The organism is Enterobacter cloacae complex sp. ECNIH7, assembly GCF_002208095.1.
Taxonomy (GTDB): Bacteria; Pseudomonadota; Gammaproteobacteria; order Enterobacterales; family Enterobacteriaceae; genus Enterobacter; species Enterobacter cloacae_M.
Map to the genome: position 1 here is coordinate 3358592 of NZ_CP017990.1, position 11833 is coordinate 3370424.

Below are 11833 nucleotides of genomic sequence, written 5' to 3' on the forward strand. Positions count from 1 at the left end.
ATGCCGCCCGCTTCACATCCGTGAGGCAGAACACTCACCTGCTGCTGGGTCGCCTGTAGTAGGGTTTTAAATACAGAGAGAAATCAATGTTCACTATCGAAGCAGAAGTACGTAACGTGCAGGGTAAGGGTGCGAGCCGCCGCCTGCGTACCGCTAACAAGTTCCCGGCTATCGTTTACGGTGGCGAAGCTGCTCCAGTTGCAATCGAACTGGATCACGACAAACTGTGGAACCTGCAGACCAAAGCTGAATTCTACAGCGAAGTTCTGACCATCGTTGTTGGCGGTAAAGAAGAAAAAGTGAAAGTTCAGGCTGTTCAGCGTCACGCGTTCAAGCCAAAACTGACTCACATCGACTTCGTTCGCGCGTAATCGCAAACTTGTCGAAAAAAACCCCGCTTCTGCGGGGTTTTTTGTGCCTGCTATTTACCGCCCGAGGTGCGGCGCTGAAGCTGATCGCGCAGATTCGGCGGCGTACCTTTAATGGTCAGCGTATCGGTGGCCGGATCCCAGAAAATACGTTCCCCCAGCAGCATCGCATCAAAGTTGATGGTTAACCCGCCGCCGCTACCCGCAAACTTGGTTAACTGACGCAGCGTGCTGCGATCCGCCGGGAAGCTCTCTTCAAGCTCATAGCCCTTCTCTGCGGTAAATTCCTGGAAGCTGACTTCGCTGACGCCCGCCAGCTCTTTTGACAGGGACTCCAGCTCGATCTCCTCCCCTGCCTGCAGCTGTTCGTTGCAGTAGCTGTAGACCTGCTGACGCACGGTCTGGCGCTCAGATTTATCGAGCTGCGCTTCAGCCGTGAAGTCGTCAACCGCCTGGAGCAGCCCTTTGTTCTGCGCCTTGGCGTTAAGACCTTCGCTGGCACCGAGGAAATCCATAAAGAAATCCGCCACTTTGCGGCCCACGCGCCCCTTCAGGAATGTCAGGTAGCGGGTCGACTCCGGGTTGGTTTCCCATTCGGTCAAATCAATACGCGCCACGATATCCGCATGGTTGATATCCAGATAATGCGTTGAGCTGATATCCAGCTGCTCGTTCACGCGCATGCTGCTTAAGTTATTCAGCACGGTAACCAGCAGATACTCGACCGCCAGGTAGCGATAGTGGCAGAACAGCACGATCCCGCCGTCGGCGAACGGATATTTCGCCAGTTCGTCGCGCAGACGCCCGGTTGCGGCGCGGCTAAACGCCAGGAAATCCTCTTCGCCCTGACGCTGCAGGCGCAGGCTATCGGCCAGTTCACTCTCTTCGTTGAACAGGCCATAGGCTTTATTTTTGGCGCTATAGACGCGATGCAGCTCTGCCATCATCTCCACCACGGTCGCCGTGGGTTCCAGTAACGAATCGCGCAGCACCACTTCAAGGGTTTGCTCATCACGCTTGATAAGCTGGTGCAAGGCAATCTGGTTGATTTCCAGACTCATGATAAACTCTCCTTTTAGACCGGGCGGTATTCAACCACCACCAGGACATGTGTGCAACAACAGATAAAAAAGGGGAAAAAAAGCTGTTGCTACGGTAATATGTTGCCCTTTCATCAACAAACTGATTTTGATTTATGCCACAACATTCCCGCTACAGTGATGAACACGTTGAACAACTGCTCAGTGAGCTGGTCAACGTACTGGAAAAACATAAAACGCCGACCGATCTCTCCCTGATGGTTTTGGGAAATATGGTCACCAACCTGATTAACACCAGCGTTGCTCCGGCTCAGCGTCAGGCGATCGCAAAATCGTTCGCCCAGGCTTTACAGTCGTCCGTCAGCAACGACCCGGCCCATTAAGGGATACGAACAACAGTTTATGGTGACGAATCGTCAGCGCTACCGTGAAAAAGTCTCCCAGATGGTCAGCTGGGGGCACTGGTTTGCCCTGTTCAACATTCTGCTGGCGACGGTCATTGGCTGTCGTTATCTGTTTGTCGCAGACTGGCCAACAACGCTAACCGGGCGTATCTACTCCTGGATGAGCGTTGTGGGTCACTTTAGCTTTTTGGTTTTCGCCACCTATCTGCTGATCCTGTTTCCCCTGACGTTTATCGTCATGTCGCAGCGTCTGATGAGGTTCTTGTCCGCCATCCTTGCGACGGTCGGGATGACGCTGCTGCTTATCGACAGTGAAGTGTTCACCCGCTTCCACCTGCACCTCAACCCCATCGTCTGGGAACTGGTGATTAACCCCGACCAGAACGAAACGGCCCGTGACTGGCAGCTGATGTTTATCAGCGTCCCGGTGATCCTGTTGATTGAGATGCTGTTCGCTACCTGGAGCTGGCAAAAGCTCCGCAGCCTGACCCGGCGACGCCATTATGCGAAGCCCGTCGCCGCGCTCTTTTTCGTCTCCTTTATCAGTTCGCACATCATGTATATCTGGGCGGATGCGAACTTCTATCGCCCTATTACCATGCAGCGCGCGAACCTGCCGCTCTCGTACCCGATGACGGCCCGTCGCTTCCTCGAGAAACACGGCCTGCTTGATGCGCAGGAGTACCAGCGCCGTCTTATCGAGCAGGGTAACCCGGAAGCCGTCAGCGTTCAGTATCCTCTGAGCGACCTGAACTACCGCGATATGGGGCGCGGACAAAACGTCCTGCTGATCACCGTCGATGGCCTGAACTATTCCCGTTTCGAGAAGCAGATGCCTGCGCTGGCCGCTTTCGCGAGTCAGAACGTCTCGTTTACTCAGCATATGAGCTCCGGTAACACCGCCGATGCGGGCATCTTTGGCCTCTTCTATGGCATTTCAGCTGGCTACATGGACGGCGTACTGTCTACCCGCACGCCTGCGGCGCTGATCACCGGGCTGAATCAGCAAGGCTATCAGTTAGGGTTGTTCTCCTCCGATGGCTTTAACAGCCCGCTCTACCGCCAGGCGCTGCTGTCCGATTTCTCACTGCCGACGGCGCAAAAACAGTCCGATGCGCAGACCGCCAGCCAATGGATAAACTGGTTGCAGCGCTACGCCCAGGAAGATAACCGCTGGTTCTCATGGGTTGCCTTTAACGGCACAACGCTTGCTGACAGCAATAAGAGTGACTTTGCGCGCCGCTACGGTCGCGCGGCTGGCGATGTTGATGCTCAGATAGGCCGCGTGCTTGATGCGCTTCGCGAGTCGGGCAAGCTGGACAATACCGTGGTGATCGTGACCGCGGGCCATGGCGTGCCTTTAGGTGACGAGACGAAGAGTATGAGCTGGTCTCGCCCGAATCTGCAGGTTCCGCTGGTGATCCACTGGCCAGGCACCCCGGCGCAGCGCATCAATATGCTCACCGAGCATAAAGATGTGATGACAACCCTGATGCAACGTCTGCTGCACGTCAGCACGCCAGCAAACGAGTATTCGCAGGGGCAGGATCTCTTCAGCGCCGCGCGCCGCCATAGCTGGGTGACGGCAGCGGGGAATAATACGCTGGTGGTGACCACGCCGAAGCTGACGCTGGTGCTGAACAGCAACGGGAATTATCAGACGTATAATCTGCAGGGTGAACGGCTGAAAGATCAGAAACCGCAGCTGAGCCTGCTGCTTCAGGTCCTGACGGATGAGAAGCGCTTCATCGCTAACTGATTAATAATAAACCAGTTAGCGACAGATTCCCTTGCATTCAAAACGGAATCGAGTAGTATTCTTTTTATGCGTCGGCACGTAGCGCAGCCTGGTAGCGCACCGTCATGGGGTGTCGGGGGTCGGAGGTTCAAATCCTCTCGTGCCGACCAAAAACACATTGAAAACCAGCCTCTTATGGTTGGTTTTTTCATGTTTAAAATTTGTGCGGGGAATCATTGGGGAAAAATGGGGGAATAACCCCCGACATTTACACGCTACATTACAGGCGATTTATCGTCTTTAACTTGGTTAAGTGTATGTGTAAGAACGCCGTGCACCGTAACATCATTCAAGGCTTCTCCTTCGATCGCCTCACCCTCTTCCGTTATCAGTGCCTGACCCATTAGCTTCACAAACTGGTTTCTCCCGTCCATGCTAACCAGCAACGTATCCCCTCCTTCTGGCTTCAGACTGACGTTAATAACGGCCCAGCCGCATGAAGTTTCAATAACCCGGCAGTTGTTATCTACACCACAGATAACATCTATCGTCATGCGCTGCTCTTGGTAATCCATGGCTGGCGATGGAAATCCCATTAGAAAACCCTCCCCATGTTACGCAGGATCCAGTATCGGTTCTCGCTTCCGTTTGTCGTCTTATCGGCGAAGTCCGGCTGGTATCGCTCGATCCATGAATTTGCATCTGCCTGGCTGAAATGCCAGTTCCTTTCCTGCAGTTCAGCGATGAATTTGTCTGTATGCAGGCAGAGATAGCCCTTCGGGTTTTGCTGTATGGCCGCAATAAAAGCAGCACGAATATCCGGTTGACGAGGCATAAACGCACCCTCACTCGCTCATTGACTGTATGCATATACAGTAGTATTTTTATAAAAACAGATCAAGCACAGGCAATTTTCACTTTTAAGAGGATCGTTATGTTTGTTGAACTGGTTTATGACAAGCGAAATGTTGAGGGGCTCCAGGGGGCCGGAGAGATCATCCTGGCTGAACTAACAAAGCGGGTGCACAAAATTTTTCCTGATGCCGAAGTGAAGGTAAAGCCGATGCAGGCGAACGGCTTGAATAGTGATGCCAGCAAAAGCGATCGGGAAAAGTTGAATCGCATGCTGGAGGAAATGTTTGAAGAGGCCGATATGTGGCTGGTATCTGAGTTCCCGACAGTTCGCCAGGTTGGGCTGTAAATTGTGCAGGCTGCTAGCCTAAACATTCACCGACGGCCTGCATCAGTTCTAACTACTGCCTACCGGGAATTTCCGGTAAATGAGCTGGAGGCCGTTGATACCTGCAGCGCACCTAATATCGACTGGCCTACACCTCCGGCTGAGTAGGCCAGGTGATATCCGGAGCATTCGACGTGTCCACTGCCTGCACTGTTTTAATGTACTGCATCCAGGCAATCAGACTGGCTTTGTCTTCGTCGCTGATGATGCCCAGTTGCAGCTCAGTTTGCCAGAAACTGATTGTTTCCTGCGCTTCAACCAGTAACGCGGTTTTCTGCTTATCCGCCGCTTTTACATCAGCAGCATGCTGAGCATCTGTATCTGTTATCCACTTTTTCCCATCCCATTTCTGGTAAGGACCTGAAGGGGCAAGACTGGTGTAACCATCCTTAACTGGACCGATATAATCTACCGTTGAGGCCGAGGCGTCAGCGGTTGAATATACCGTTTCACCACGATGGTCTTCATTAAGCACCCATCCGCCGTTCTGGAATACAGCAACCTTCCCAGCCACTTCATCACCTGGCTCAATATCAGTCGAATGGCCTGGCATGCTCACACCAAGATTAATATATTCGTCAGACCATCCCATGTATTCAAACGTCACCGCGTCGTAGTAATAGCACCGGATTTCACCCGGTTCTGTTGCCAGTCCATTTTCATCGAAAACAGGTTTCATTATTTAGCCCTTACTAAAAAGTTGAATGCAATGTTACGTGGGCGTGTTTCGGTGTCGCCTGCATTTTCAATCGCCTGAATTTGCCCGCCGCCTGGTTGGTTAATGTTGTAAGTGAGCGTTCCATTTAAACTACTATCAATACCAATAACATTGCCGCTCCCTGCGCTACCTGCGCTCATGAGCAATCGGTGCGAGTGGCTTTGATAGGCATGACCCTGAGCGCTTAACAGGCCGCGGCCTGCATCAACTCCGCGCCCATCATCCCAGATACGAAGAAATTCACCCCGTGATTCAGTAAGAACCAGGCCAGGGAAAACAAGAGCAAGTTTAGGATAAGTAGCCGCCGAGAACGTCGCGCCGTTGAACTTCAGAAACACCATGTTAGACCATTCTGGCATTACCGTATTTGGCATTGCCGAGGACGGCCAGAAGAACGGGATACCGATAGCTGGCGCACCCGCTCCCAAACCAAGGTTTGAGAGAGCGGTCGCAATAGCAGCCGCACCATCTGATTTGATATCGGCAAATGGGTTTGCACGGCTCAGTGTCAGTTTTTGAATGGCTTTTAAAACCTGAGTCATATCGTTAATGTCGAGCGCCAAACCTGCTGACTCTACGATATGCGCTAATTCTTCCTGCATGGCGTTAAACGCTGCTGCCCGCAGCCTCGTTGCGGCAATACCACCAGCAACACTTCCATCAGTATATTTGCCATCCTGCGTTGCAGTGGCTTCGACTTGCCCGATTCGGAGCATAGTTAATCCTCACTTAGTGTTAAGCGATAAAATCAGAGGGGGAAATATCAGTTATGAATAATTGAAAATGATGTTCAGATGGGATGGGGCAATTTTGTTGATTGAACACTCCAGTTGTTTATTGCCCCACGATGCGAGCGGATCTCCGCAGTAGGACGCGCCAGCAAGCGAATACTTGATCGTTGTTTGTGGCGCATTTATCCGCCAGGTAAATGGCCACTCGTCACCGTTGAGCGCATCACCGCATACTGACATGCCACTCATAGCGGGCCGGAACTGTGTGATAGTGATGGTATAACCAAGAGCTGCAGCCACCCGGATGTAATAATCGCGGTTCAGGCCGCCGGTGCTGATTAACTTTGCCACCACGGCGCGCTGGCGATCGCTGACGCCACCGGATTCACCAATCGCACAATCATCTGGTAACCCCAGAGAGCTTTCCCATTCTGACAACATTACCGTCGCTGTAGGGGGAAAAGCACCAGTAATCAGGCTTTGCGCATCGTTGTCAGAACGCTGAAACGCGCTGCCCAGTGCCCGTAATACCGCAGCCTGTACCGTTCTTTGCGACCGGGGCCACGCCCTGCCCGTCGGTAGCAGCGCACCAAGCGCACCGGCATAATCATTTTTTGAAAAGAGGCTCATACAAAATTCACCCCGCCAAGCACCGGAATTTCGCCAACAGCAAAGGTGATATTGGCCGTCGGAGAGTTAAGAATATAGCCCGTCGTGCCGCTAACACCGCCGATACTCCCGTTAATATCAGAGAGGTAAACTTTCCCGGAACCATCAGGGTTAGCTTCATCAAAAAACAGCGCCGTCAGCGCGTCTTTTATCCCCTGAACTGTGGTGCTGTCGGCATTTTTGATCCCAGAGATTTCAATATTGATGACTTTCTTGATCGGGGAACATACGAAAACAATGGCAGTGTCTGTCTGCTGCGGATAGATGTGGTCGGCGACAGCGAGCTGGTCTCCGGTGGCTTTAACAGCCCCCCAGTCCTCAAGTTGGGATATTCCGTCGGTACCGACCGGAAACCCACCATTGTCATTCCGATCACACATGATATACACGCCAACGGTCCCGGCCCCGTTCAGACGCCGCTTTACCCACGCGCGGGTGACGCCCGAAACCTCAAGCGCCCATTTTTTATAATCGGCGTCGCTTCCACCCTGAGGCGGATTCTGCCATGCCAGCAAGCCACGACTGCGAAAATCCTCTTCCGTTTCAATATCGGCTCCGCCGGTCGCAGCGGACAGTAACGTTACCTGTGGATCCACGCCAGCAATATTCGCGTCCAGGGTCATTATGGTCCCGGCATCAGCGTTACCGCGCGCGCCTCCACCCGTTACATCACTGGTAATATCCGGCAGTATGGCCGTCACCGCGACGATACCAAATCCATCTGCCTGAATTTTAAGATCTGCATCCGTCCGGTACTGGTATCCGTCCCCGCGGTTAATGATCGAGCCAACAGGGATAATACAGTCAACACTGCCACTAGCCTGTACCGCAGGCGACTTCGCCGCTGCAGCTGGTTTTCTGAATACCTGCTTAAGGGCCATCCACCCGGCGAGATACTCATCGGTAGAGGTAAACGGGTTTGTCTGCAGGGCAATATAGTCAAGGTAGGCGTAATGCAGATGCCCCATCCCCGCATCCATGTCAGCCAGTACCTTCAGGTTCGCGAAGCGCAGGAGCGCACCAACATCCTCAAGCTCCGCCTGCATAAATTTCCGGTTTCCGTCGCGGAGTTCGCTCAGCGTCGGTCGTTTAAACGGCATATTAACGTTGCTCCCATATCCAGTAAAACCTGAATTCCTGCCAGTCCTTCCCCGGTGCCTGATAGCGGATAATGAGATTGAGCCGGTCAGGCAGGACGATCCTTGCAACAGGAATAACCTCGCTGACAACGCCATCAACCTTTAACCAGTTGAGCGCTTCACTCGAGTATTCCTCCGCTTTTTTTGCTACATCCGGGGTCAGTTTTTTCCGCCGTAGCAGCCACAACCGGGATCCCAGTTGCGACTCCTCCCCGGAATCCCCCCACCAGCCGCGGCGATCGCTATCCTCATAATCATCGTCAGCGCGCGCCAGCCTGTCAGTAAACAGGCTGACCAGTATTGCAGTCTGTAAATCGTTCCCCGTGGTGAGTTCACCCAGCCCTTTCTGCCAGTCAGCAAACATCTCATCCACATTCCAGAATGAAGCGATGTCACTCATGTCACCTGATCCTCTGTTTTTTGGCTGCGGATATTGTCATTGCCACTCTGGGCATTTTTAACCACATGATCATGGTCATTATGTGCATCCCGCAGCTCTTTCAGTGTTCGGGTATTGGTTTCACAGTTATCAACAATGTCACCCGTGCACCTCAGGATCGGGGTATTTGCAAGGATCCCCTGGCTGGCATTGATGGTCACGTTAGTGGCGTTATTGACCTCAACATTCTGGCCCTTTGCATCCAGGAAGATCCCCTTCTCCGTCAGGAGAATATTAAGGCCCCACTGGTTATACATGACCGTTTCGCCCGCTTTCAGGCCTGTATGACGGAACCCCTGATGGTTGGACGCAATTACCACCGCGCTGGAACGATCACCGCCAATAAAAGCCAGAACCACGTCAGTCCCTGACGGCAGGCCGGATGAAAAGCCAAATTCTGCCATCCGCGGTGCGCTGGCCACCTCCAGCGGAGTCTGGTACTGGATTGACTGCACCACCCCACCATCTTTCATAGCCGTGATCCGGCCAATCCCCAGCATGCCGGCGATCCTGGTCGCTGCATGTTTAAAAAGTTGCTTCATGTATTGAATCCCGCCAGGTTCTGGTAGAAGGCATATGGCTGAACGGAGAATGCTTCAGGCGGCATCAGCGTCATGCGTGCATGGGTGCCGTAGTCATCGCGCATATAGGTGACTTCTGCCAGTAGCAATTCAGTCTTCGGCAACCGTAAGGTGGGAAGATCAACGGGGATCAATGTGTTTGGTTCCCACAGTTTCCCGTCTTTATCCCGCCAGGAATCGATGGTTACCGAGAGCTGTTTTGAACGTCCGTACCGCCGGTTCATTTCCCAGTCGATCGCACTTTGTGCCTGTTGAGTAGCCATCAGGGTACTTTCCACAATCGATATATGTTTTCGGTACCGCATGCGGGCGGCCTCCGGATCTCTCGCCGTTGCCAGAGTCACAGCGTCATAGGCCGTATCAGGCGAATACCCTGCAATTGGAGAAACGCTCATTGATACACCGACATAATCTGAAAACCTGTCAGCCATCGATTTGCGGTAGTATGCCTGCTCGACATTTACCCCTTCGGCTATCCCACTTGCCGCACGACGTGTTCCCACCCGGGTCAGTAACAGGTTTCCATCGGGCTGATCGTAGTAAAGCAGAGCAGACCATCTGGCCACCCGATCGATGACTTCTTGCGGAGACTCACCCCAGTTCAGAGTGAACTTGGGTACCTTCACAAGTTCATCAACATCCGTGGTTACGGTGATGCCGTAGTAGGATGCCAGGCGAGAAGCAATTTCAAGCGCATTACTGGCATTGATGACGTTGTTAGGCCACTCGGCTGAGCAATCCACCAGGTCCTGACATTTGCTCCTGCCCGTGGCGCGGACCTCATGGCGGGAGCGCGATAGTGCGGGTTCCCAGTCATCAACATATCCCGTCAGTGTCAGATCATCTCCGATACGAACCTCACAGGGCATTCCCTCTTCAACGAGTTGACGATCTTCGTTGCCAGGGAAGTAATCCATTAGCCCAAGATCGAAATCAGAGGGAAAACGCTCAATACCCCGCGTTACCCGGACAGAATCCCACCCCTCGATGATTTTGCCGTCGACCGTCAAAGAAACAACATCCAGATCGCTGTCTGCATTCATTGCCTCAGTACCTTCATGGTTGTCGGCATAAACGCCGGATGCGGTACGCGCGCTTCCTGTACCAGTTCATCTGCACGGGTGGCATCCTGGTATAATCGGTTTGCCAGCGTCAGCGCCGGAAGCGGCTGAGCGGTAGTAACCTGCAGAAGCTCGCTCAGACCAGAAGCACGCTCACTCATCGTAGAAAGGAATGCCGATCTGACGGCGAGAAGCGCGTTATACATATCATCGTCCGCGCGGTCTCCAGCCAGAACCAGCGCCGTATCAAGTTGCACAGAAACTCGTTGAGTTAACTCTTCTGCCTCGTCTGTACTGGCTGGTCTGGAGTCCGCAGCGGCACTGGTCATGGCACCAGTACATAGCACAACAATCAGCGTGTTCATGGTCGCCGAAATCGCTTTGCTGCTGTCGGACTGCTGGTACTCCGTGCTGATTGAATTAGCCAGTTTTTCCAGCGCTGTGATTCGGTCATTAACGCTGCCGGCGCTGTTAAGAATTGCGTTTACCACGTCGGCGACGCCCTGGACAAACTCATCAGGTGTGTTGGAGCTGCTAAGCTGGCTCGACCTGTCGGTAACATTTTTCCGGTCCATTACCGACTGGGCTGTTACCTTGTCAGCCAGTGCTCTCTCATCATCCACATCAGCAACTGACGATTTGCCAGCAACAGCAGAGGAACTACCGCCCACAGAGCCTTTACTGTAACGTCCGTACCGGGTATTCCCGAACGTGGAGTTCAGGACATTGCTGAGATTCGTGACCTGACTGATGGTGCTGTCAACCATGTTAGTCCAGAACGTGACCGTGCCTCTGATGGTGTTTATAGCCTGTGTGACACCGCGGATTTCACTCTTAACTCTGGCAATCGTGCTCAGCACAGCAGTGCTGACCAGTTTCAGATAGTTGGTTTTCACCGTGGCGCCTGCAACGGTACTGCCCGTGACAGCAAACACTTTAAGCCCTGATTCAATTGCCATCAGGGTAAATTCAAATACTCGCCCGTTCTCCATCGAACCGGAAATACGCAAACCATTCTCAGGGATGGAAACCGTTAATTCGCCCAGTGTCGGATGGACGAGCGTACCGCTACCTTTTTGTTCACAGGCTTCAATTAATGACTGGCGCTGTGTGATGGCATCGCCGCCACCATAAACCTGGCTGTTCTGAATCAAAAAACCGCGAATAACAAATCGCCTTGTTGCTCGACCGATATCCTCTATCCAGGCTGTATCACGGTAGGGATATTCATGTACCGCCTGGCGTCGGCCGTGGCTTCCTTCCTCAGCAACAATTGCAAATGGCACTCCTCTGAATGAGCTGGGCCTTAACTGCCCCTGCCAGTCATCGCTGGCATCACCGCCCATCAGGGATGTTATTGCATTCTGGATAATTGACGGCATCACGCCTCCGGAAATAAAAAAACCGCCATGTCGGCGGTTTACATATGCACTGAAATGACTTATCTATTTATCGCTGGGTCCATTACGGTCAAGAGATTCGGCGATCCTGTAAAGATGCTCAGTCGCCTTGAATGAGGTCATTAGGAACTCATAAAGCACACGTAAAAGCAATGCACTTACCACCGATATCGTAATCGCCGTGAAATTCATTGAGACAACAGAAAAAACGAGGAAAATGCCAATTACCAGGTAAACAAGCGCAAAAACCTTTGGAGTCCAAATGGCTTTTGCTCCAAAAACTTTTTCATTCATAACTTCTTCCT

The 11833-nt window shown here is 52.7% G+C and carries 16 protein-coding genes and 1 tRNA gene; 5 read left to right on the forward strand and 12 right to left on the reverse strand.

The features are described from left to right. The first annotated feature begins 86 nt into the window (after positions 1–86). Entirely contained in the window at positions 87–371 is a 285-nt protein-coding gene (rplY, locus tag WM95_RS16475) for a 50S ribosomal protein L25 (protein ID WP_008500956.1), read from the forward strand. A 50-nt stretch (positions 372–421) separates the two neighbouring features. Here the strand turns inward: rplY and yejK are convergent, their stop codons facing one another. Continuing rightward, positions 422–1429 carry a nucleoid-associated protein YejK gene (gene yejK / locus WM95_RS16480; protein WP_021241524.1) on the reverse strand — a complete coding sequence of 336 codons (1008 nt, stop codon included), beginning with the start codon at positions 1427–1429 and terminating at the stop codon, positions 422–424. A 134-nt stretch (positions 1430–1563) separates the two neighbouring features. On the opposite strand from yejK, the gene WM95_RS16485 reads away from it, so the two are divergent. From WM95_RS16485 to WM95_RS16495, 3 genes are all read left to right on the forward strand, one after another. Further along, complete coding sequence (locus tag WM95_RS16485; RefSeq protein WP_008500958.1) at positions 1564–1791, forward strand: YejL family protein; 228 nt, start codon at positions 1564–1566, stop codon at positions 1789–1791. A 19-nt stretch (positions 1792–1810) separates the two neighbouring features. Further along, the gene (yejM, locus tag WM95_RS16490) at positions 1811–3571 is read left to right on the forward strand and encodes an LPS biosynthesis-modulating metalloenzyme YejM (RefSeq protein ID WP_023312498.1); all 1761 of its coding nucleotides are present in this window, start codon (positions 1811–1813) and stop codon (positions 3569–3571) included. A gap of 72 nt (positions 3572–3643) precedes the next feature. Further along, a tRNA-Pro gene (locus tag WM95_RS16495) sits at positions 3644–3720 on the forward strand. Positions 3721–3825: 105 nt separating this feature from the next. Here the strand turns inward: WM95_RS16495 and WM95_RS16500 are convergent. After that, entirely contained in the window at positions 3826–4146 is a 321-nt protein-coding gene (locus WM95_RS16500; RefSeq protein ID WP_049015053.1) for a hypothetical protein, read from the reverse strand. Continuing rightward, entirely contained in the window at positions 4146–4385 is a 240-nt protein-coding gene (locus WM95_RS16505; protein ID WP_023325685.1) for a hypothetical protein, read from the reverse strand. The genes WM95_RS16500 and WM95_RS16505 overlap by 1 nt, the downstream gene beginning before the upstream one ends. 99 nt (positions 4386–4484) lie before the next feature. Between WM95_RS16505 and WM95_RS16510 the strand changes: the two genes are divergently transcribed. Then, positions 4485–4751, forward strand: a complete 267-nt coding sequence (locus tag WM95_RS16510) for a DinI family protein (protein ID WP_088544862.1) — start codon at positions 4485–4487, stop codon at positions 4749–4751. Positions 4752–4878: 127 nt separating this feature from the next. Here the strand turns inward: WM95_RS16510 and WM95_RS16515 are convergent, their stop codons facing one another. From WM95_RS16515 to WM95_RS16555, 9 genes are all read right to left on the reverse strand, one after another. After that, positions 4879–5469: a tail fiber assembly protein gene (locus tag WM95_RS16515; protein ID WP_088544863.1), complete on the reverse strand. Its 591-nt coding sequence runs from the start codon at positions 5467–5469 to the stop codon at positions 4879–4881. Then, on the reverse strand, positions 5469–6224 hold the full coding sequence (locus WM95_RS16520) for a phage tail protein (protein ID WP_088544864.1): 756 nt from the start codon (positions 6222–6224) through the stop codon (positions 5469–5471). Before WM95_RS16520 ends, WM95_RS16515 begins: the two co-directional genes overlap by 1 nt. A 51-nt stretch (positions 6225–6275) precedes the next feature. Next, positions 6276–6869, reverse strand: a complete 594-nt coding sequence (locus WM95_RS16525) for a YmfQ family protein (protein ID WP_000051911.1) — start codon at positions 6867–6869, stop codon at positions 6276–6278. After that, positions 6866–8008 (reverse strand): baseplate J/gp47 family protein, encoded by a 1143-nt coding sequence (locus tag WM95_RS16530; RefSeq protein ID WP_001116110.1) that lies wholly within the window; start codon positions 8006–8008, stop codon positions 6866–6868. Before WM95_RS16530 ends, WM95_RS16525 begins: the two co-directional genes overlap by 4 nt. A gap of 1 nt (position 8009) precedes the next feature. Then, positions 8010–8447: a phage GP46 family protein gene (locus WM95_RS16535; RefSeq protein WP_088544865.1), complete on the reverse strand. Its 438-nt coding sequence runs from the start codon at positions 8445–8447 to the stop codon at positions 8010–8012. Continuing rightward, a complete protein-coding gene (locus WM95_RS16540; protein WP_023568807.1) occupies positions 8444–9028 on the reverse strand; it encodes a phage baseplate assembly protein domain-containing protein in 585 nt (194 codons plus the stop codon). Before WM95_RS16540 ends, WM95_RS16535 begins: the two co-directional genes overlap by 4 nt. Next, entirely contained in the window at positions 9025–10110 is a 1086-nt protein-coding gene (locus tag WM95_RS16545) for a phage baseplate assembly protein (RefSeq protein WP_088544866.1), read from the reverse strand. Before WM95_RS16545 ends, WM95_RS16540 begins: the two co-directional genes overlap by 4 nt. Next, on the reverse strand, positions 10107–11510 hold the full coding sequence (locus WM95_RS16550) for a DNA circularization protein (protein ID WP_088544867.1): 1404 nt from the start codon (positions 11508–11510) through the stop codon (positions 10107–10109). The genes WM95_RS16545 and WM95_RS16550 overlap by 4 nt, the downstream gene beginning before the upstream one ends. Before the next feature lie 63 nt (positions 11511–11573). After that, positions 11574–11822, reverse strand: a complete 249-nt coding sequence (locus WM95_RS16555; protein ID WP_088544868.1) for a hypothetical protein — start codon at positions 11820–11822, stop codon at positions 11574–11576. Positions 11823–11833: the final 11 nt, after the last annotated feature.

Excerpts from the sequence above, each read along its gene's own strand:
- rplY (WP_008500956.1), top strand. The coding sequence starts at position 87 with ATGTTCACTATCGAAGCAGAAGTACGTAACGTGCAGGGTAAGGGTGCG.
- yejK (WP_021241524.1), bottom strand. The coding sequence starts at position 1,429 with ATGAGTCTGGAAATCAACCAGATTGCCTTGCACCAGCTTATCAAGCGT.
- WM95_RS16485 (WP_008500958.1), top strand. The coding sequence starts at position 1,564 with ATGCCACAACATTCCCGCTACAGTGATGAACACGTTGAACAACTGCTC.
- yejM (WP_023312498.1), top strand. The coding sequence starts at position 1,811 with ATGGTGACGAATCGTCAGCGCTACCGTGAAAAAGTCTCCCAGATGGTC.
- WM95_RS16500 (WP_049015053.1), bottom strand. The coding sequence starts at position 4,146 with ATGGGATTTCCATCGCCAGCCATGGATTACCAAGAGCAGCGCATGACG.
- WM95_RS16505 (WP_023325685.1), bottom strand. The coding sequence starts at position 4,385 with ATGCCTCGTCAACCGGATATTCGTGCTGCTTTTATTGCGGCCATACAG.
- WM95_RS16510 (WP_088544862.1), top strand. The coding sequence starts at position 4,485 with ATGTTTGTTGAACTGGTTTATGACAAGCGAAATGTTGAGGGGCTCCAG.
- WM95_RS16515 (WP_088544863.1), bottom strand. The coding sequence starts at position 5,469 with ATGAAACCTGTTTTCGATGAAAATGGACTGGCAACAGAACCGGGTGAA.
- WM95_RS16520 (WP_088544864.1), bottom strand. The coding sequence starts at position 6,224 with ATGCTCCGAATCGGGCAAGTCGAAGCCACTGCAACGCAGGATGGCAAA.
- WM95_RS16525 (WP_000051911.1), bottom strand. The coding sequence starts at position 6,869 with ATGAGCCTCTTTTCAAAAAATGATTATGCCGGTGCGCTTGGTGCGCTG.
- WM95_RS16530 (WP_001116110.1), bottom strand. The coding sequence starts at position 8,008 with ATGCCGTTTAAACGACCGACGCTGAGCGAACTCCGCGACGGAAACCGG.
- WM95_RS16535 (WP_088544865.1), bottom strand. The coding sequence starts at position 8,447 with ATGAGTGACATCGCTTCATTCTGGAATGTGGATGAGATGTTTGCTGAC.
- WM95_RS16540 (WP_023568807.1), bottom strand. The coding sequence starts at position 9,028 with ATGAAGCAACTTTTTAAACATGCAGCGACCAGGATCGCCGGCATGCTG.
- WM95_RS16545 (WP_088544866.1), bottom strand. The coding sequence starts at position 10,110 with ATGAATGCAGACAGCGATCTGGATGTTGTTTCTTTGACGGTCGACGGC.
- WM95_RS16550 (WP_088544867.1), bottom strand. The coding sequence starts at position 11,510 with ATGCCGTCAATTATCCAGAATGCAATAACATCCCTGATGGGCGGTGAT.
- WM95_RS16555 (WP_088544868.1), bottom strand. The coding sequence starts at position 11,822 with ATGAATGAAAAAGTTTTTGGAGCAAAAGCCATTTGGACTCCAAAGGTT.